Here is a 20,664-nt window from a genome sequence, read left to right as displayed (position 1 = left end):
CGGTGCCGGAGCGGAGTGAAACGCATTTTGGGCCGGTGGTTTTTAGCGGCCTGAAGGCCGCTGCTCCCTCCGAACTGCGCAGCATTCGCGAATGGCAGCGGCGATTATTTACGGACGTTCATGCCAGGCTATTGGCGAAAGAAGACGGTCGAGTTGCTGTCAAATGGGAACGTAGGGCTATTCGCGGACGGCGACGTTGAGGGCTTTCATTTTGCGGTAGAGGTGCGACCGTTCCAGGCCGAGGGCTTCGGCGGCGCGGCTGACGTTGCCGTGGCAGTCGTCGAGCTTTTTCAGGATGTAGTCGCGTTCGTAGGCTTCGCGGGCTTCGAGCAGAGTGCGTGAGCCTTCGGCGGGGCCAAAGCGATCGGGGCCGTTGGGGGCCGCTTCGCCTTTCGGCTCTCGATAGACGAGCGTTGGCAGGTGCTTGCGTTCGATGCGCAGTGCTTTTGGGTTCAGAATGAGGACGCGCTCGATCACGTTACGCAGTTCGCGGACGTTTCCGGGCCAGCGGTAGCTTTGCAGCGCGGCGATGGCGTCGGGTGCGATTTCCACGCGCGGACGACCGTACTGGCGGCCGAACTCTTGCAGGAACTCGCGAACGAGCAACGGAATGTCTTCGGTGCGGTCGCGCAGCGGCGGAACGAAGAACGGGATGACATTCAGGCGGTAGAAGAGGTCCTCGCGGAAGTTGCCGCGGGCGATTTCGTCTTCCAGATTCTTGTTGGTCGCGGCGATGACGCGCACGTCCACGTGGACCGGGTTGTTGGCACCGACAGGGTAGAATCGCTGTTCGTCGAGCGCACGCAACACCTTGGCTTGGGTTTTGAGGCTCATGTCGCCGACCTCGTCCAGAAAGAGCGTGCCACCATCCGCGCGTTCAAATGTGCCGCGCTTTTCCTGCGCGCCGCCGGCCACCGCGCCGTGGCGGTGGCCGAAGAGTTCGCTTTCGATGTGGTTTTCGGGGATGGCGGCGCAGTTCAGCTCGACAAAGACGCGTTCGGCCCGCTGGCTTTGAGCATGCATGGTGCGGGCGATGCGTTCCTTGCCGGTGCCGGATTCGCCGAAGATGAGCACGCGGCCGTTGGTGGGCGCCATCAACCGTATCTGTTGCCGCAACGCCTTGAGCGGAACGCTTTCGCCCGTGACATACGCCGTTTGCGCGAGCTGGTGCTGAAATTCACGGTTGTCGAGCCTGAGCTGGCGCGCCTCGATTGCGTTCTTCAGCATCAGCAGGGTGCGGTCAAGCGAGAGCGGCTTTTCAAGGAAATCGTACGCACCCAGCTTGGTGGCGCGCACGGCCGACTCGATCGTGCCATGGCCCGAGATCATGATGATCTCGGGCGGCGATGTCAGGCCCAGGTCACGCACCTTGCCGAGCACGTCAAGTCCGTCCCCATCGGGCAGCCAGATGTCGAGCAGCACGGCGTCATACTCGGCGTCGCGGATGAGTTCGAGTGCTTCGACCGCGGAGCCACTCGTGGTGACGATGTACTCTTCGTCGCGCAGGATTTCCTCAAGCAGCGAGCGAATGTCGGACTCGTCATCGACGATGAGGACGTGCTTCATGCGTGTGCCTCGACCGACTCGGGCGTGGTGAGTGGAGAGCTGCCAGTGGTGACTTGCTGCGTTGCGAGCTGAGGCTGAGGAACAGCCTCTGCGGTCTGCGATGCGATCGGCACCTCGATGACGAAGCGCGCACCGGAGGGCTGGTTCTTTTCCACGCGAATCGTCCCCCGGTGATCGGCGACGATCTTGGCCGCGATGGTCAGGCCAAGGCCGCTGCCGCGCTGCTTGGTGGAAAAATAAGGCAGGAAGAGCCGCTCGCGCATTTCGTCGGTGACACCGGGACCCGTGTCGGCGACGATAAGTTCCACCATATTTTCCGCGGTTCTGCTGATCGCGGTGCCGATGCGAATTTCGCGAAAGAGGCTCTGGTTCATTGCCTCGGCGGCGTTGTCGACAAGGTTGGAAAGAGCACGCTTCAGGGCCTCAGGGTCGGCAAGGACCAGCGGAAGCGAGGTGCCCAGTTCGCTAGTGACCGCGATGCCCTGCAGGCGGCCCGCGAACATGGCGAGCGTGTTCTCCACGATGGTGTTCAGGTCGGCCGGACGCGGGCGGGCGTGGGGAAATTCTGCAAGCGATGAGAACTGATCGACCAGCGAGCGCATGCTTTCAACCGAGCCGCTGATGACCTCGCTCGAACGCTGAATGGTCGCGACGGATGGCGATTCGAGGGCGTTGGCGCTGAGCAGGTCGGCGATGCGGCCGATGTGGCGGCGAATCTGCTCCGCCGAAAGCGAGATGGGCGTGAGCGGATTTTTGATTTCGTGCGCGACGCGCCGCGCCACTTCTTTCCATGCGGATTGCTTTTGCGCGCGCAGAAGCTCCGTCGCGTTCTCAATCACGATGACGTAGCCGATGGCGGTGCGCTCTGCCGGTCCGCCCGGTTCGAGCAGTGCCGTGGTCACGGCGATGTTGAGCGTACCCGCCGGCGCGCGCATCTCCATTTCGGCGGAGGCGGAGCTCATGCGATGGGAGCGCTGCAGGAGGCGCTCGACCTGCTCGACGTTGTCGGCCGGCAGCACATCGCGGAGAGCTTCCCCGACGAACGATCGCTGCCCGCCGGGATCGAGCATCTCGCTGAAGGCGCGGTTCGCAAGCTGGATGCGGCGCTCGGGGTCGAGCATGACGACGCCGTTTGGAATGGTCTGCAACATGGTTTCCAGCTCGCGGCGTCGCCACTCCAGCGTGGCGTTTGCGTCGATCACCTGCTGCGTGGACCGCTCGACCAGACGGCGGCTGTTCTGCAGCTCGCCGGCCATGGTGTTGTAGACGGCGACGAGCTCGCCAAGCTCCTCTGTGGTTGCGGCGTCCACGCGCCGGCCGTAGTCGCCGTGTGCCAGCGCGGTCATGGCCTCGGCCAGCGCCTCCACCGGGCGCGTCACCTGCCGCGACAGCTGCAGCGCGAGCCAGCTTGCGCAGAACAGGGCAAGCGTGCTGATCATGAGCATCAGCAGCATGTACGTGAGACGAATCTGTTTGCGCTGGCGAAAAAGGATCCAGTACTGGTCGCCATCGTGCCGCAACCGCTGCATGCTGCTGTTCAAGCCGGCCGGCAGCGGCAGTGCAACCACGATCAGGGAGTGAGGCGTGTGCCATGCGGAGCCAACCAGGTAATCGGTGCCGTTGATGCCGAGCACGCCGACGTCTTCGGTCTGCGCTGCCTGCCACAGCAGGGTACGCAGCTGGCCCGTCCTGGCCGGGGCGGCGGTGTGCGCGTAGGGGTCGGGCAGCGTGACCGCGCTTGCCTGTGAGGGCTCCAGGGCAACGATCGCGTCGTCTGCAACGGGCGCGCGGAAGCGTGTTACCGGCACGCCGTCCTGGTACAGAACGACGAAGCCGCCCTGCAGTGTTGATTCATGGGAGCGCAGATCTTCCGCGAACAATTTTGCGCTGTCTTTCGCCCGGGTGTCGTTGGAGAAATCGACTGCGATGCTGGCGGCTTCGGCACGCGCGTTTGCCGTGACGTAGAGCGACAGGTCCTGCGCCAGGCTGACGCTCTCCGCGCGAAGAGCTGCCGCGGGCTGGGAGAACCAGCGCTCCACGGCGCGGTTCATCAGCTGGTAGCTGAAGGCGAACATGCCCGTGATCGGCAACAACGAGATGAGCAAAGCTCCCCAGACCATGCGGGTGCGCAGACGTGCGCCCAGGACGCGGCTGCTGCCCTCCGCGTAGATGCGCAGAATGTTGCGCACCAGCAGGACCAGGGCGACCAGGAACAGCAGAAACGCCACGACCGTGACGGTCGAGAATGCGAGGATTTCACCGGCGGTGGACGGATTCAGGAAAGGCAGGCGGAAGGCGTTCAGCGCGGCAATCAGCAGCGACAGGACCGTGGCCCCGACCGCCAGCAGAATGATGTCGCGCTGTTTCCTGCTTCCCAACGTTTGCTCCCTGGAGCCGGGGCTAAAGCCCCTGATCCGGATATGACTCGACTCTTCGGAAGGGCACAGCTTCAGCTGTGCCGAAAGTGCTCCTATCTTCTCTCATCTTTCCTTCCGTTCGTCTGCGGCGAACGGAAAGAAAGACCCTTTTGTTAGAGGCCGGCTATACGGCACAGCTAAAGCTGTGCGTCTCCGAACACATTCATTTCCATGCTGTGCCCTTCCGATAAACCGACCTCCAAGCTCTTTGCGCTTGAGAAAACATTCATTTCCCGAGCAGTGCATCGGTTTGTTCCTAGAGCAGTTCCGCGACGGGTTTGCAGGCGCGATTCTGCGACTCTGCGACGGCAGCGTAGGTCAGGTTCTGCTTATAGGTATTCACGCCCTCGGCTAGGCCCGGGCTGTTGCGAATGGCTTGGTCCGCGCCCTCATTCGCAAGCCGCAGCACGTAGGGGAACGTGGCATTCGTGAGCGCGAGTGTCGAAGTGTTCGGGACCGCGGCGGGCATGTTGGTGACGCAGTAGTGGACGACGCCGTCGACCACATAGGACGGATCGCTGTGCGTGGTGGGACGCGCGGTTTCGATGCATCCGCCCTGGTCGATGGCAACGTCGACGATGACGGCGCCCTTTTTCATATCGCGCACCATGGCCGCCGTGACGAGCTTGGGCGCGGCGTGGCCTGGGATAAGAACGCCGCCGACGAGCAGGTCGGCTTCGGCTGCACTTTTCGCGATGTTGTAGCTGTTCGAGGCGAGCGTGAGCACGCGACCGCCGAAGATGTCATCGATTTCGCGCAAGCGGTTCAGGTTCAGGTCGATCATGGTGACGCGCGCGCCCAAACCAAGGGCCATTTTGGCAGCGTTGGTGCCGACAATGCCGCCGCCGAGGATGACGACGGAGCCGGGCAGGACACCGGGAACACCGCCGAGCAGGACGCCGCGGCCGCCGTGTTCTTTTTGCAGATAGGCCGCGCCCATTTGAACACTCAGGCGGCCGGCGACCTCGCTCATGGGCGTCAGCAGCGGCAGCGTGCCGGCGGCGTCGCGCACGGTTTCATACGCGATGCCGGTGACGCCCTTGCTGATCAGGGCGTCGGTCAATTCGGGCAGCGGCGCCAGGTGCAGATAGGTGAACAGGGTCAGACCGTCGCGGAACTGCTTGTACTCTTTTTCGGTCGGCTCCTTGACCTTGACAACCATGTCGGCGAGCCGCCAGGTGTCGAACGCGGTGCCGACGATTTCCGCGCCAGCGTTCTGGTAGTCGTCGTCGGGAAAGGCGGAAAGGTCGCCTGCGCCGGTTTCGACGAGCACTTTGTGACCGGCTTCGGTGAGGGCACGCACACCGGCAGGAGTAACGCCGACGCGGCTTTCGTGGTCTTTGATCTCTTTGGGAACGCCAACAATCATTGCTGCTTCTGAACCTCGCTTTTATGGTAGCGCGGCCGGCGTTTGTTCCACTGCCGATCGGGAAGGCATACATCACAGCGGCGGCCGTAACCGGCGAAGTGCAGGTTTCGCACCACGCGACGACCAGGGTGCCGCTCCGGTCGAAGTGACAAACGTTCACTCAGCGGCAGATTTGCTGCAAGGCGCTAGAATCAAGACAACGCCGCCACATCAGGATTACCCCACGCCGATGCCGCAGAACGATTACAAAGGCCGCAACTCCAGATCGCGCAGCCTGCGCTCACTCTTTTCTATTTTTTCCAATGACCTGGCCATCGACCTGGGCACGGCGAATACGCTCGTGTTCGCCAGCGGCAAGGGGGTTGTGGTGAATGAGCCCTCGATCATTGCGGTGAATACCGTGACGAAGGAGGTAGAGGCCGTCGGCAAAGAGGCCAAGGAGATGGTGGGCCGCACGCCGGGAAATATCGTCGCCATTCGCCCCATGAAGGACGGCGTGATCGCCGACTTCAAGCAGACGGAAAAGATGTTGAACTACTTCATCCAGAAGGCGCACAACCGCAAAATGCTGGTGCACCCACGCATCATTATCGGTGTGCCCAGCGAGATCACGCAGGTGGAGAAGCGGGCGGTCGAAGATTCGGCGTATCGCGCCAAGGCCAGCGAGGTGTACCTGGTGGAGCAGGCGATGGTCGCCGCGATTGGCGCCGGCCTGCCGATCACAGAACCGGGCGGCAATATGGTGGTCGATATCGGCGGCGGGACTACGGACATCGCGGTCATCTCGCTTGCTGGCATCGTGTATTCGCGCTCGGTCCGCATGGCCGGCAATCAGATGGACGAAGCCGTGATGAACTACTTGAAGCGCAAGTACAACCTCCTGATCGGGGAGCGCACGGCAGAGCAGATCAAGATTGAGATCGGGTCGGCGTTTCCGCTGGACAAGCCGCTGACGATGGAAATCAAAGGCCGCAACCTGATTGAGGGTGTGCCGAAGACGATCACGATCGACGATTCGGAGATTCGCGAGTCGCTGAGCGAGTGCATTGCGACCATCATGAATGCCATTCGCGTGGCGCTGGAACGCACCCCGCCGGAGCTTTCGGCGGACATTTCCGACCGCGGCATTGTGCTGACCGGTGGCGGCGCGCTGATCAAAAATCTGGATCGCCGCATTCGCGAAGAAACGGGCCTGCCGGTTTCCATCGCGGACGACCCGCTTGCGTCGGTGGTGCTGGGCACCGGGCGCATGCTGTCTGACTTCAGCCTGCTGCGCAAGATCAGCATCGACTAGCCCCGAAGAGGCCGCTCGCACGTGGACTCCCTTTTCGCGCGTTACAAAACCCTGATCACGCTGTTCAGCGTTCTGCTGCTGCAGTTCGTTGCGCTTGCAACGCAGATGCACCGTGTGAGTTACGGTGAGCGGCAGGACGGCCACCACGTTCGCATCGCGCGCGCATGGACGGCGTGGACGATTGTGCCCGTGGAGAAGGTCTTTTGGCGCATGGGGCACACAGTACGGACCGCCTGGCATGGCTATGTGGACCTGCGCCATGTGCGACAGCACGACCGAGATCTGCAGTACCAGATCGACCAACTGCGGCTGCAGGAGGCTGGCATGCTGGAGGACGCGCGCCAGGGTCAGCGGTTGCAGCGGCTGCTCGGCTTCAAGGAACAGTACGTAGGCAAGACCGTGCCCGCGCAGGTGATCGGTACAGGCAGCAGCGATCGCGCACGCATTCTGATTGTGAACAAGGGCAGCAACGACGGGCTACAGCCAGACATGGCCGTGATCACGCCGGATGGCATTGTGGGCAAGCTGCGCGATGTGTACCCCAACAGCTCGCAACTGCTACTGATCAACGATGTGAGCAGCGGCACGGGCGTGCTGCTGACGAACGTGCGCAGCCGCGGCGTGCTGCACGGCGGGCCGAACGGCCGCGTGCGCATCACCTCCCTCTTGCCGGACGATCGCATCAAGCCTGGCGAACCGGTCGTAACCAGCGGTGGCGATCGCGTCTTTCCGCGCGGCCTGAATGTGGGTACGGTCGAGTCGGTTGAAATGGACCCGGATCACCAGCCCTACACCACCATTACGCTGCGAACCGCCGCGAACCTGGACCGGCTGGAAGAAGTCCTGGTCGTCACGAACGTGCCGGAACAGCTGACGGCTTCCGCGAACGCAGACGGCGACGATGCCAACCGCCGTGCCTCCGAGATCGTGGCCGAGCACCTGCCCGGGTTGAAAGAGCCTGACAAGAAGCCTGGGGATGCGCCAAAGGATGCGCCTCCGCAAACGGAGGAGCAGGCAAAGGCGGCGGGCAGGGTCAGTGCGAAGCCTGCGTTGCACCCGGACCGTTATTCACCCGGCGCAGCACCGAATGCGGCAGACCTGCAACCGGGAGGAGGCCGCTGATGCGAGTGCGTCACCTTGCCTCCCGGCGTGAGCTGGAAGAACACCATTTCCCGTGGATTGTACTGCTGGGCGTTCCCCTGCTGACGCTGCTGCTGGCTGCGTACCTGCCCAAGCTGCTGCCGGCAAGCGCGATGGTGGACCTGCCGCTGCTGATCGTGATCTTCTTTTCACTATCGCAACGCAGCGCGATCGGCGGCACGTTCATGGGCGCCTTTGTCGGTCTGCTGCAGGACACGCTCAGCAACCAGTACATCGGCGTGAACGGCATTGCCAAGACGCTGGTCGGCTTCGCTGCGTCGTCGGTCGGGCTCAAGGTCGACGTTGAGAATGCAATCACGCGCGCCCTGCTGGTTTTCGGATTCTCCATGGCGCAGTCCGCAATGCTCTTTGTGCTGGAACGTGTTTTGCTGGGCGTTCAGGGCTATGCGGGGCGATGGCTGCATGAGTTGCTGCGCGCCGGCGCGAACACCTTGGTGGCGATCCCGCTGTTTTTTCTGCTGGACCGTCTACGCACGGACGAAGCCGGCTTGTAGGGACGGCGTAGGGCATCCGAAACATCGACCTATTCAGTATAACTGCGGGTGGTAGTAAGCAGCAGGGGCCTTAGCCCCTCAGGTCGTGTCTTCCGAAAACGTCGCCGAGGAACCTTAACTCGGATCCTTTGTCCGCGTGTTCTTCACTGCGGTCAAAATCCCAATCCCCAGCATGATCACCGCGACCGCGGCAATCCATTGCGAGTGGATGTGAGCGAGATTCATGAAATACACCACACCCGCAATCACGATGATGTACCCGATCAGATAAATGCCAAAATTCATGGAAGGTCGCTCCTACGCAGACAATCGCACACCGCACAAGTGCCGCGTCTACTCGGATGCAGCCACTGCCGCTTGCGTCAACTCGCGCCGCCGCAGAAGCTGTGTAAAGGCATGCAGCCGCGTCACATGAAAGAAATCCGAAGCCGCGAAATACCAGAGCCCCACCAGCGCCGTCCAGATCAGCACGTACTGCTCCGTTTCGATCGTCGTAAACGGCAGCGGAAATGCCGAGAACGCCATCGCCAGCACGATCAGCATAATTTTCACCACGGACAGCACCAGGTTGATCTCCGCCATGCCCGCGCGCGCACCATGCGCCCGCGCCGCACCCCCAAGGCTCCGTAGAACCCCGACCTGGTCCCGCATCGCAACAATCGGCGCCGCCGCAAACACCCAGCTGATCGCGCCCGCAAGCACAAACAGCCCCAGCGTCAAGGCAATCGCTCCACCCGTGTAGGCCATAATCTCCGGGTCGCGCCCCGCCGCGATCGGGCCGGCAATAGTCGCGCCCGCCAACCATCGCACACCGAACCACCAGAGCAACGCCACGGCGGCAGACACCGCCACCCGCACCGCCTGCAGCGCAAACATCGTGCCCATCCGCGGCCGCAGCGCGTGGTCCATCCGCCGCAACACCAGCGTGCGACCCACCGACGAAACCGCAATCCAACTCACCAGCAGTACCGGCGCCAGCCAACGCGCAGGTCCAAGCAGTTGCGGCACCACCATCTGCACAAACTGCGAGAACGCGAGCGCCGCGCCCATCGGGTCCGTCAGCAACTGATTCGCTGTCACGCGCTGCACGCCCGTGCTCTGCCATGGCACCGCCGCCAGCCCTCCCTGCCACACGCCCCACACCAGCCAAAGCGCCGGCGCACCGTATAGCCACCGCCAGCCAATCTCCAGCAGCGACAGCGAAGGATGACGCCAGGCCCACGTCAGGTTCGCGACAAACCCCTGCGTCACCCGCTCCGGCGACGCGCCTGTGTGCTGCGCAGCCATGCTCTACTTCACAACCAGGTTGACCAGCTTGCCCGGCACCACGATCGTCTTCACCACCGTCTTGCCCGCAAGCCGCGCGGCAATTCGCTCGTCCCTCATCGCCGCAGCCAACAGCGCATCCTTATCCGCTTCAGCGGGAACCGTCACAACATTCGCCAGCTTGCCGTTGATCTGCACCGGGATCTCAATCTCGTCCTCGCGCGCCAGCTCCGCATCCGCCACCGGCCACGTATGACGAAACACCACGCCCTCATGCCCCAGCTCACCCCACAACTCCTGCGCCAGGAACGGCGCGAACGGTGCCAGCAGCAGCACAAGCGTGCGGAACAACTCTCGCTGCGTCGCCTCGCTCACCTCGCCCGAGTCCATCGCGCTCTCGCTCGCGATCAGCTCATTCACCAGCACCATCACGCTCGCAATGCACGTGTTGAAGTGCCAACGCCCGCTAAAGTCCAGCGTGATCTTCGCGATGGTCTGGTGCAGTTTCCGCAACAGCTTCTGTCCGGCTGGGCTCAACGCTTCGGTCGCGCTCGATCCCTCATGCGCCCGCAGCACCGGCGCGAACTTCATCGTGATCCGGTACACCCGCGACAGGAACCGCGACACACCCGCGACACCCTCTTCCTGCCACTCCAAATCCCGATCCGGCGGCGCCGCAAACAGCGCGTACATCCGCGTCGCGTCCGCGCCGTACTTCGCAATCATGTCGTCCGGCGATACCACATTGCCCTTCGACTTCGACATCTTCGCGCCGTTCTTGATCACCATGCCCTGCGTGAACAACCGCGTCGCCGGCTCACTGTTCTCAATCAGGCGGAGGTCGCGCATCACCTTGGTCCAGAACCGCGAATAGATCAGGTGCAGAATCGCGTGCTCCACGCCGCCAATGTACTGATCGATCTCAAACCAGTAATTCGCCACTTCACTCGCGAACGGCGCCGCCGCATTCTTCGGGTCCGTGTAGCGATAGAAGTACCAGGACGAGTCCACGAACGTATCCATCGTGTCCGTCTCGCGCTTCGCCGCTCCGCCACACGCTGGGCAGGTCGTGTTCAGAAACTCCGGCACACTCGCCAGCGGCGACCCCTGCACGTTCTGCACGTCGATGGTTTCCGGCAACAGCACCGGCAACTGCTCCGCCGGCACCGGCTGCATCCCGCACGCATCGCAGTACACCACCGGAATCGGCGTGCCCCAGTAACGCTGCCGGCTCACGCCCCAGTCCTTCAGGCGATAGGTCACTGTCGCCTTGCCGAAGCCCTCCGCCTCGGCATGCTTCGCCATCTTTTCCAGCGCTTCCAGCACCGGCTCGCCCGTCCACTGGCCGCTCTCGATCAGAACGCTCTCCGCCTTGTCGGTGTACGGCAGGCTCAGCTCATCCGTATCCAGGTACGGCGCCACTACCCGCTTGATCGGCAAACCGTACTTCGTCGCAAACTCAAAGTCGCGCTCGTCGTGCGCCGGCACACTCATCACCGCCCCCGTGCCGTAGCCGCTCAGCACGTAGTTCGCCACCCACACCGGAATCGCCTCGCCCGTAAACGGGTTCACCGCACGCCGTCCCGTGTCGATGCCGTGCTTCGGCAACTCGCCCAGCGCATCGGTATCGCGCGCCATCTTTTGCTCGGCGAGCATGGCCTCCACCTCGGGCCGCAGCTTTTCGTCAAATCCGCACCAGTGCGTCACGATCGGGTGGTCGGGCGCCACCTGCAAACTCGTCGCGCCAAAGATCGTATCGATGCGCGTCGTAAACACCGTCACGCTCATGTCATCCGTACATCCCTCAACGGCAAACGTGACCTCCGCGCCCTCGCTCCGCCCGATCCAGTTGCGCTGCATCGTGCGCACCTTCTCCGGCCAGCCCGGCAGCGCATCCAGCCCCTGCAGCAACTCCTCCGCGTAGTTCGTGATGCGATAGAACCACTGCGTCAGGTCGCGCTGCTCGACAAGCGTGTCCTCGTGCCGCCAGCAATAGCCGCCCGCCACCTGTTCATTCGCCAGCACGGTATTGCACTTCGGGCACCAGTTCAGCCTGCTTTGCTTGCGGTAAGCCAGGTCGCGCTTCAGCATCTCCAGGAAGAACCACTGGTTCCACCGGTAATACTCGGGCAGGCACGTGGTCACCTCGCTGCCCCAGTCATAGCTCAAGCCAATGCGCTGCATCTGCTTGCGCATCGCGGCGATGTTGCGCAACGTCCACTCGCGCGGAGCCACGTTGTTCTTGATCGCTGCGTTCTCCGCCGGCAGACCGAACGCGTCCCACCCCATCGGGTGCAGCACGTTTTTGCCGCTCATCCACCCCTGCCGCGCCAGCGCATCGCCAATTGCGTACAGCCGCATGTGCCCCATGTGCAGCACGCCACTCGGGTACGGCAGCATCTCCACCAGGTAGTACTTCGGCTTGCCACCGGTGTGCGGCTCGGCGGCATACAGCGTGGGATCGGCATCCCACTGCGCCTGCAGGCGCGGCTCAATCTCAGCCGGGTTGTAGCGGATCTCCGGGGCGTTCTCTAAGACGTTCTGGGCAGCTTCGGGCATCTCCTCTATTCTAGGACGCCGTGTGCTCCAGCTTCTCTTCCCACGTTTTCGGGTTTAGCGACCAGGCAAGCACAAACGCCGCAAGAAGGCAGAAAACCAGCTTGGTCGACAGGTGCGTCGGTAACTTGATCACCATAAAGCAGACGAAGCATGCTGCGATAGTCGCAGAGAGCCGCAGACCCACTTCGCAGGCGACCAGCTTCCGAGTGTTCCGCCGACCGTTTCTATGTAGTCCCATCAATGCAACGTAAGAGGGGATACAGGCACAACGAGAAAACAAGTGGATTGGCATGATGATGAAGCCTTCACCGACAGGACCGTCGGGCGGAAGGATTAACCAGCAGATCAGGACTGTGGGAAGGACCGCCATCACAAGGCCAAGTAAACCTGCGAGGAAGTACTGCAGTCCTTTGATCACGCTTCCCATCGCAACAGCTCCACGATCCGACTTGATATAAGGTCACTTCGGCAACGAAGCCCGTTTCGAGTCGGCGACCTGCGCCTCACCGCAACTGAATCGAATCATCCCCCGTATGCTCCCGCACCAACCGCTCCGTCAGCACCAGCAACACCTCGCCCGTCTTCCCCAGCGCAAACGCCTCGCCATTCCAATCCAGCTTGAAGCTCGTCGACAGCGCCGATATCCAGATCTGCCGCACCGGTGTGTTCGGCGTAAACACGAACTTACCCTTGGGCTCATCGAAGACCACGTTCAGAACGCCGCCGTTCTCCTCCGCCTCAAAGCCGCCATCTTCTTCCGCGTCGATCAGGCTCTGCTTCAGCGCATGCAGCGCGCGGTCCGCCTCGCGCCGAAAAGTCGTCTCGTCCATCATGCGCCCAGTCTATCGCGCAGGCATGTCAGGGAATAATCAAGGACGAATCGCGGTTCGACCAGAAAACTTGTCATTTCGACCGAAGCAGGACAGCTTTATCGTCCGCGTAGTGGAGAAACCCGCATTTTTGCCGACACCCAGGACAATTGTGTGCGTAAGGAAAATTCATCAGACACCACCTAGCCCAAGCCCCATCCCCGCTGCCCCATCAAAATCGAAACGAAAGAAACAAATTGAAAATCCGGTTCGCCGCCGTGCTGCCCGTCTGCTCCGGGTTCAGCGACAAACTCCGCCCGAAATACGGCGAACTCAACTGCCCGATCGGCGTCGACGGGTTCCTCTGATTCAGAATATTTTGACCGTCCACACCGAACGAGCAATGGAAGAAACGATCAATCGGGGCCGGCTTGCCGCCCGGAGCAACCGGCTCCGCAGCCACCTTCGGGCCAAACATGAAGTCCCGCGCCAACTGCCCCTGTAGCGACACAACCCCCGGCGCGACGCCGTAATCGATCGGCACCATGGTCTGCCCCGCCATGGGCGACGTGTCAAAGTTCCCCAACGCAGTCCGCACCACCGATGGCCGGCTCAGGTCCGTCGCAAACGCAGGCCGGTCATTGAAGATCGAGTCGCCGTTATTGTCCTGCCCCGTCGTCACGTTGAACCGCGTCGCCGAATGCGTTACTAAAAACGCCGACCCACTGAACCCAAACGGCAGCGTAAACCACGAACCCACAAACAGCCGATGCCGTGTTACCGACGGCGTCCGCCCATAATCCGCCGCTACATCGTACGAATTCGACACAAAACTATTCGGGCCAAACCCGGCCATATCCCGGAACCGCAGCGTGTAATTCACCCACATCCCAAAGTGGCTGCCCACCTGAAACGTGTAGTACGGCGCCAGTGTCGTCGTGTTCGACCAGCCCAGCGACGCAAACTGGTACACGTTCTGCGTCCCACCCAGCGGACGCACACCGTTCAGCGGTGCATTCGCATTCCGCGACAGCATCTGATGCGCGCCGTGCTCGTGCGTGAACGCCAGCGACAGGTTGCCGCGCCACACCCGCCGCTCCGCCGTGATCCCCTCGCTCAGCACATACGTTGATTGCAGGTTCGGCGCAATCTGGTACACCGTCGACGTCAACGAACCCAGCGCCGCGGCCGGCGGCACCCCAGGAAACGTGTCCGGGTTTTGCAGGTAATACGACTGCTGCAATATCCCGTTCTCGCGCGCCGCCGTCAGGATGTTTCCCGCGCCAAACCGGTCGTAAAACAATCCAACTCCACCGCGAAGCCGCACCACCGGCGGCTTGCCCTGCGGCCCGATCGTCCAGGCAAACCCAAGCCGCGGCGCGGGATCGTTGTGGTCGGGTATCCCGTACTGCGACTCATACCGGACGCCGCCGGTCAGCGAAAAACCCGGCGCCACCTTCCATTCGTCCTCAAAATAGGCCCCCAGGTCGCCCGTCGTGATCACCGCCGACGGCCTGCCCGCCGTCACGTTGTACTGCGACGCGCCACCGCCCTCCGCCCGGATCTGCGCCGGCGTCTGCCCCGCGGCCAGCCCGCGCAGCGTCGTCTGATACGCCTCGAGCGAAGCAAACGTGTACCGCCCGTTGTAACTCGCCGTGGACGCGTTACTATCGCGCGTTAACCGGTAGCGCACACCTCCGCGCAAAAAGTGCTTGCCGCGATCGAAGCTCAGATACTCCTGAAACTCGTAGTTATCCAGCGCATCCCGATATGTCTGCGCCGGGCTCCCACCGCCACTGAATCCGCCTTGCACAATCACCGACGCCGCCGTGCTGTTCGGCGTTTGCGACGTGCGCGTGCGCCGGTATTGAAAACGCGTCTCTACCACCGTGCTCGCGTTCACGACCGTCGTATCACCCAGTTGCAGCGTGAACGCTTCAATGCCCGACGTGTACGCCTGCGACCGCAGCACCAGTTGCCCACCGTCGATGCCGGCGTTCTTCTCATGCGTCCCGGACCACTCCGCCCGGCTGGTCCACGTGTTCTTCTCGCCAAACTGGTGATCGAGGCGCAAGCTGCCCGACCGCGTCAGCAGCGGATCGGCCACCGTCTCTGAAAACGGCACAATGTTCAGGCCGGCATCCAGTACCTGCGCGTTCACCGCCGCATTGTTCTGCAGGTCGTTCACCGTCGTTCCCACAAAATACGACGTGTGCTTGCCCATCGGCCCGTTCACGTTCGCGTCCAGAAAAATCGAGTGATACTGCGGCTTCGTCGGCAGGTACGGATTGCGCGCGTTCAGCGCATCCGCGTTGCCGCTCAGGTACACGCTGCCTTGCAGCTTGTCCCCGCCGGGCTTGGTAAAGATGTCGACCACCGCATTCCCACGCTGGTCGAACTGCGTTGAAAATGCATTCTGATTCACGCGAATCTCGCGAATGCTCGACTTGGGCGGCAGCCGGCCATTGCTGAAGCCGTCCACCCGCAGCTCCGGCGCCGACCCATCGTCCGTTTGCACCAGTGAGTTAATCTGCTGCTGCAGCGTCCCCGGATTGCTCGACAACGCATTCAGCTGATTGCCGCGCAACACCAGCGACTGACCGTCGGAGCCGCCGTCACCGGTCTCCGCGCTCGACACATCGACCGTCTCGTCCTTTGCCGCGATCCGCAGCCTCACCACGACCTGCGCCCGGGCATTGCGACCGATCTCCACCGTCTGCTGCGCATTCAGGAAGCCCTCGGCGCTGATCTGCAGGTTGTATTCCCCGGCCGGCAGCGCCAGCAGCAGCTCTCCACTTCGATCCGTACGCAGCGTCTGCACCGCGGCATCATCCGTCGTGCGCGCCTGAAACACGCGCACCTGCGCATGCGGCACCTTCGCACCCGACGGATCGAGCACCACCACCCGCACCGGCGAGCTCGCCGCATCCGCCGCGGCGGCCGTCACCTGCGCATTCGCAGGCGCAGTGACAAACACCCCAGCCAGGGCGACGCAGCAAGCCGCGTTGCTCCATCCAACAGATCCATATGCCATGCGCACAAGGGCGCAACGACGCGATCGCACCGAGTAGAACTTCCTGCCAGTCAAGATTTTGAGGGCGTGCGCGTGAGCGCTCGGCTTCTATCTAAGCACGCACTCGGCGTAACACAGCGAGAGGGCAACTTCCGACGATCAATCGTTTGATCCAACGTACCTGAACAAGCAACATAGTTCCAGACCGGGAACCATCCCGGCTAAAACGGGATGTCGTCGTCCGTAATCCCCTCGTTCGCGTAGTCATCCTGCGGCGCGGGAGAGCGCTGATCGAAGCTGGCCGTATTGCTGGACGCATTGCCGCCGCCCCGGCTATACCCGCCCTGATTGCCGCCCTGATTCCCGCCCTGGTTGCCGCCACCGTAACCACCGGAACTCTGGCCGCCACTGTAACTGGACCCGCCTTCACGTTCGCCGCCACGACCACCCAGCAGCGACAATTCATTGACCAGGATCTCGGTGCGGTACTTCTTTTGGCCGCTCTCCTTGTCGTCCCAGGAACGCGTCTGAATTTTTCCCTCGATAAAGAGCTGCGTGCCCTTCTTCACATAATCGCGCACAATCTCGGCTGTCCGTCCAAAGCAGACCAGGTTGTGCCACTCCGTTTTATCCGTCCAGTTGCCGCTCTGGTCCTTCTGCCGGTCCGCCGTCGCCAGCGTCAACTGCGCGATCACCATGCCGCCCTGCGTTGCACGCATCTCGGGGTCCTTCCCCACGTTTCCCAGCAGCAATACCTTATTCACACCCTTTGCCATGCGCACACCCCAATCGGAATCAACCAAAGCCTAGCAGAACAACCGTCAACTATCGCTCTTTGCAGCGCCACTCCCTTGTCATTTCGACCGAAGCGACAGCTTCACCGCCGCGGAGTGGAGAAACCCGCATCCCCCAGGTGAGCGCGAATGCAAGCCCCTCCCTGACCCCAAACTTTGTACGATAGGCAAGGCCGCACCCATGCTCTCCTCCCAACACCACGACCTCCCCCGCATCTGCGTCGCCCTCAGCGGCGACAACATGCCCGTCCGCGCCGCCCAGCTCGCCCCCGGCTTCCCCTTCCTCGAGTTCCGCCTCGACACCGCCCCTGACCCCTTCGAAGCCATCTTCGAGATGGGCGCCTTCCTCCGCAAGCACCCCGCAGTCCGCGCCATCGCCACCTGCCGCCGCACCGCAAACGGCGGCAGCTTCCACGGCACCGCCGCCGACGAAATCGAGATGCTCCGCCAGAGCATCGCCGTCGGCGCCCACATCGTCGACCTGTCCCTCGAGACCGCGGAAGAAGCCGCCATCAACCCCCACGTACTCGCTCCCCTGCGCCGCGGTCCCAACGCCCTCCTACTCTCCTGGCACGATTTCCACGGCACACCCCCGCTCGCTCCCGTCCTCGAACGCATGCACACCATCGGCGCCGATCTCTACAAAATCGTGCCCACCGCCACCAGCCTCCGCGACAGCTTCGTCCTGCTCGACTTGCTCGACGGGCACGCCGCCGACCGCAATCTCATCGCCATCAGCATGGGCGTGCCCGGCATCCTCACCCGCGTCCTCGGCCCCCGCTTCGGCTCACGCTTCACCTTTGCCTCCGGCGCGACCGGTGCCGAAACCGCGCCCGGCCAACTCAGCGCCCACTCCCTGCGCGACCTCTACCGCATCGATGCCATCACGCCTGCAACCGAACTCTACGGCGTCTTCGGCAAACCCATCTCCGGCTCACGCTCGCCCGTCATGCTCAACACCGCCTTCCACACCGCAGGCCTCAACGGCAGCAAGGACGCCGTCTACCTCCCGCTCGAAACCGGCGACGCCGCCGAACTTTTCGCCACCTTCGACCGCCTCCACCTTTCCGGCGCCAGCGTCACCATGCCGCTCAAAGAAACCATCCTGCCACAGCTTCACAACCTCGAGCCACAGGCCCAGGCACTTGGCGCCGCCAACACCCTCACGCGCCAACCGGACGGCACCCTGCGCGGCAGCAACACAGACGTCCTCGGCATCCTCGCTCCGCTGGAAGCCCGCACCTCCCTGCCCGGCAAAACCGCCCTCGTGCTCGGTGCCGGCGGCGTCGCGCGCGCGGCCGTCTTCGCCCTGCAGCAACGCGGATGCCGGGTCACCATCACCAACCGCACAGAAAGCCGCGCCGAAACGCTCGCCGCCGCGACCGGCGCAAGCTTCCTACGCGCCTCCAAAGTTCCCGGCAAGCACTTCGACGTCGTCCTCAACGGCACGCCCTACGGCATGCCCACATCGGTCATGAATGCTCCAATCAACTTCGCCACAACCCGCTGCGACCTCTTCTTCGACCTCGTCTACAATCCAATCGAAACGCCGCTGATCCGCTCGGCTCGCCAGCACAGCATCGCCGTCATCCCCGGCGTCGACATGTTCCTCGCCCAGGGAGCCGCCCAGTACGAAACCTGGACCGGGCACGCAGCCCCACGCGAGGCCATGCGCACCGCCGTCTACGCCGCGCTTGTGCAAAAAGACTGAATTGGCGCAAAAGGTCGAACTGTCATCTGGCGAACAGTTCCGCACCACATCGCATCCATCTCTGGATGAGTGGGGACGAGATGTTGGCAAAGGTTCGTCGGGCCGTTCACATGGCCGACAGCCTTCACAGCAGCGACAGTGCGCTTGCCGAGCAGTTCCTGCGCGCCGCCGAGCGCTGCCGCGAGGCCAATCGCGAATTCGTTGACGTCCTCCATCACTTGAAACCGTCAACCGCCGCCGGCGAACAAGCCCGCGCCCAGCTCCTGCAGCAGCTCACCGAAATGGACTGCGGCGACAAGCTGCTGCACAGCATGCTCGATGGGAGCGGATTGCAGCAATCCGAAATCCATCCCCAGACCCCGCCCAACCAGGTCCACTAGGTTCTAACTCACCCTTCAGGGTATGACTAAACTTGTCATTCCGACCGCAGGCCCCACAGCTTCACCGTGGGCCGGAGTGGACTTGGTGCTTGCACCGAAACCTGCATTTCTGCTCCACCAGGAACACTGCTCTCAGTGAAGACTTTGCGCGTCCACCGTCTCAACCGATCACAAGCCCAGCACCGCTAGCTTCTGTCTGATGAATTCCGTTCCTGAGACTTGTCATTTCGACCGCAGGCCCCACAGCTTCACCGTGGGGCCGGAGTGGAGAAACCTGCATTTCTGCCGGCACCTACTGGGCACTATGTGCGTAAAGAAAATTCATCAGACACTACCTAAGTGTTCGACGTCTTCGATTTGGGCAGTTGGGCAGTTCCACTGAGTATGTCGATACGCCATAGTCCCTCCGTCTAAGCCCGTTGCCTACACCCCAAGCTCCGCCCGAATCGCCCCCGCGATCGCATCCGCGTGCTTCCGCATCGCGCCCTCATCCTCCGCCTCAATCATCACGCGCGCCAGCGCCTCCGTGCCTGAGTAGCGAATCACCACCCGGCCCGAATCCTGCAACTCCTGCTCCGCGGCCCGTATCGCGCTCTGCACTGCGGGTAACGTCTCCAGCGGCTTCTTCTCCCGCACTCGCACATTCACAATCGTCTGCGGAAACGTCTTCAGGTCGGCAATCAGCTCATCCAGCGCCTTGCCCGACCGGTGCACAATGTCCAGCACCAGCAGCGCCGTCAACAGGCCGTCGCCCGTCGTGCTGCGGCCCGCGAACAGCACGTGCCCGCTCTGCTCCCCGCCCAGGCACGCGCCCGACGTGCGCATCTCCTCCAGCACATACTTGTCGCCCACCGGTGCGCGCAGCATGCGGATGCCGTCCCGTTTCAGCGCGCTCTCCAGGCCCATGTTCGACATGGTCGTCGCCACCACCACGTCGCCCGCCAGCAGACCGCGCCTCTTCAGGTCGCGTGCCGCCAGCAGCAGCACCGCATCGCCGTTGACCACGCGGCCGTGCCGGTCCGCGAACAGCGCACGGTCGGCATCACCGTCAAATGTCGCACCCAGGTCGGCTTTCGCCTCCACCACCATGCGCGCCACCACATCAGGGTGCAGCGCCCCGCAACCCTCGTTGATGTTGCGTCCATCCGGCGACGCATTCCGAACCTGCACCTCGCCCGCCATCCCGGCAAATAATTGCGGCGCCACCGCGCTCGCGGCCCCGTTGGCGCAATCCAGGACGATCCGCTTGCCATCCAGCGACAATCCCGGCGCCGCCGCCAGCAGCGCCCGCATGTACTCCGCACGGTCGCTCTCCTCCACCTCAGGCACCGGCTCATGCTCGTGGTCCCCGTGGTCTGCTTCCAGTTGCCGGAAAATCTCTTCCTCAATGGCAAGTTCCGTAGTATCCGGCAACTTGTACCCATCCGGCCCGAACACCTTGATGCCGTTGTCCTGCCATGGATTGTGCGACGCCGAAATCACCACGCCCGCGCTGAATCCGTGCGACACCGTCAGGAACGCGACCGCCGGCGTCGTAATCACGCCCGCGCTTTCCACCATGGCCCCGCCACTGCGCAGCCCAGCCGCCAGCGTCGCCGCAATCCACTCGCTCGACTCACGCGTGTCCATGCCCAGCACCACGCGGCACGACTCGCACCCTTGCGCCCCCGTGTGCTTTGCAAGTGCCACGCCCACCGCAAACACCGTCCGGCGGTCCAGCGGAGCCACACCCGCCACCCCGCGAATCCCGTCCGTACCAAACAGCTTTCTCATGCCCTCTCCCCAGGCAGCGCGTTATCCCCCTCGCACACCGCCACGAATCCCACACCGC

At 63.0% G+C, this 20,664-nt stretch carries 16 protein-coding genes; 5 read left to right on the top strand and 11 right to left on the bottom strand.

Features of this window, described 5'->3' with window-relative positions:
• Window positions 1-177: 177 nt before the first annotated feature.
• From ACOFKT_RS04660 to ald, 3 genes are all read right to left on the bottom strand, one after another.
• A complete protein-coding gene (locus ACOFKT_RS04660; protein WP_419806261.1) occupies window positions 178-1,566 on the bottom strand; it encodes a sigma-54-dependent transcriptional regulator in 1,389 nt (462 codons plus the stop codon).
• Complete coding sequence (locus ACOFKT_RS04655; RefSeq protein WP_419806260.1) at window positions 1,563-3,944, bottom strand: ATP-binding protein; 2,382 nt, start codon at window positions 3,942-3,944, stop codon at window positions 1,563-1,565. Before ACOFKT_RS04655 ends, ACOFKT_RS04660 begins: the two co-directional genes overlap by 4 nt.
• Before the next feature lie 295 nt (window positions 3,945-4,239).
• Window positions 4,240-5,352, bottom strand: a complete 1,113-nt coding sequence (gene ald, locus ACOFKT_RS04650; RefSeq protein ID WP_419806259.1) for an alanine dehydrogenase — start codon at window positions 5,350-5,352, stop codon at window positions 4,240-4,242.
• A gap of 229 nt (window positions 5,353-5,581) precedes the next feature.
• Here ald and ACOFKT_RS04645 point away from each other — a divergent pair, with 229 nt between their 5' ends.
• The 3 genes from ACOFKT_RS04645 to mreD are packed head-to-tail and all read left to right on the top strand — an operon-like array spanning window position 5,582 to window position 8,301.
• A complete protein-coding gene (locus tag ACOFKT_RS04645; protein WP_419806258.1) occupies window positions 5,582-6,646 on the top strand; it encodes a rod shape-determining protein in 1,065 nt (354 codons plus the stop codon).
• Between the two features lie 21 nt (window positions 6,647-6,667).
• Window positions 6,668-7,768, top strand: coding sequence for a rod shape-determining protein MreC (gene mreC, locus ACOFKT_RS04640; protein WP_419806257.1), 1,101 nt, complete (start codon window positions 6,668-6,670; stop codon window positions 7,766-7,768).
• Entirely contained in the window at window positions 7,768-8,301 is a 534-nt protein-coding gene (gene mreD, locus ACOFKT_RS04635) for a rod shape-determining protein MreD (protein ID WP_419806256.1), read from the top strand. Before mreC ends, mreD begins: the two co-directional genes overlap by 1 nt.
• Before the next feature lie 114 nt (window positions 8,302-8,415).
• On the opposite strand, the gene ACOFKT_RS04630 is transcribed toward mreD, so the two are convergent.
• From ACOFKT_RS04630 to ACOFKT_RS04600, 7 genes are all read right to left on the bottom strand, one after another.
• Window positions 8,416-8,586, bottom strand: coding sequence for a hypothetical protein (locus tag ACOFKT_RS04630; protein WP_419806255.1), 171 nt, complete (start codon window positions 8,584-8,586; stop codon window positions 8,416-8,418).
• 48 nt (window positions 8,587-8,634) lie between these two features.
• Window positions 8,635-9,588, bottom strand: a complete 954-nt coding sequence (locus ACOFKT_RS04625; RefSeq protein ID WP_419806254.1) for a hypothetical protein — start codon at window positions 9,586-9,588, stop codon at window positions 8,635-8,637.
• A 3-nt stretch (window positions 9,589-9,591) separates the two neighbouring features.
• Window positions 9,592-12,126, bottom strand: coding sequence for a leucine--tRNA ligase (leuS, locus tag ACOFKT_RS04620; RefSeq protein ID WP_419806253.1), 2,535 nt, complete (start codon window positions 12,124-12,126; stop codon window positions 9,592-9,594).
• 10 nt (window positions 12,127-12,136) lie between these two features.
• Complete coding sequence (locus tag ACOFKT_RS04615; RefSeq protein ID WP_419806252.1) at window positions 12,137-12,553, bottom strand: hypothetical protein; 417 nt, start codon at window positions 12,551-12,553, stop codon at window positions 12,137-12,139.
• A gap of 76 nt (window positions 12,554-12,629) precedes the next feature.
• Window positions 12,630-12,959 (bottom strand): iron donor protein CyaY, encoded by a 330-nt coding sequence (gene cyaY, locus ACOFKT_RS04610; protein WP_419806251.1) that lies wholly within the window; start codon window positions 12,957-12,959, stop codon window positions 12,630-12,632.
• A 208-nt stretch (window positions 12,960-13,167) separates the two neighbouring features.
• Window positions 13,168-15,969, bottom strand: coding sequence for a carboxypeptidase regulatory-like domain-containing protein (locus ACOFKT_RS04605; RefSeq protein WP_419806250.1), 2,802 nt, complete (start codon window positions 15,967-15,969; stop codon window positions 13,168-13,170).
• Between the two features lie 200 nt (window positions 15,970-16,169).
• The gene (locus tag ACOFKT_RS04600; RefSeq protein WP_419806249.1) at window positions 16,170-16,724 is read right to left on the bottom strand and encodes a single-stranded DNA-binding protein; all 555 of its coding nucleotides are present in this window, start codon (window positions 16,722-16,724) and stop codon (window positions 16,170-16,172) included.
• Between the two features lie 199 nt (window positions 16,725-16,923).
• On the opposite strand from ACOFKT_RS04600, the gene aroE reads away from it, so the two are divergent.
• The gene (aroE, locus tag ACOFKT_RS04595) at window positions 16,924-18,453 is read left to right on the top strand and encodes a shikimate dehydrogenase (RefSeq protein ID WP_419806248.1); all 1,530 of its coding nucleotides are present in this window, start codon (window positions 16,924-16,926) and stop codon (window positions 18,451-18,453) included.
• Between the two features lie 110 nt (window positions 18,454-18,563).
• A complete protein-coding gene (locus tag ACOFKT_RS04590) occupies window positions 18,564-18,833 on the top strand; it encodes a hypothetical protein (RefSeq protein ID WP_419806247.1) in 270 nt (89 codons plus the stop codon).
• A 423-nt stretch (window positions 18,834-19,256) separates the two neighbouring features.
• Here the strand turns inward: ACOFKT_RS04590 and glmM are convergent, their stop codons facing one another.
• The gene (gene glmM, locus ACOFKT_RS04585; protein ID WP_419806246.1) at window positions 19,257-20,606 is read right to left on the bottom strand and encodes a phosphoglucosamine mutase; all 1,350 of its coding nucleotides are present in this window, start codon (window positions 20,604-20,606) and stop codon (window positions 19,257-19,259) included.
• Between the last annotated feature and the right edge of the window lie 58 nt (window positions 20,607-20,664).

Source organism: Terriglobus sp. (assembly GCF_965201105.1).
Classification (GTDB): Bacteria; Acidobacteriota; Terriglobia; order Terriglobales; family Acidobacteriaceae; genus Terriglobus.
This window is presented reverse-complemented; position numbering and strand designations above follow the sequence as displayed.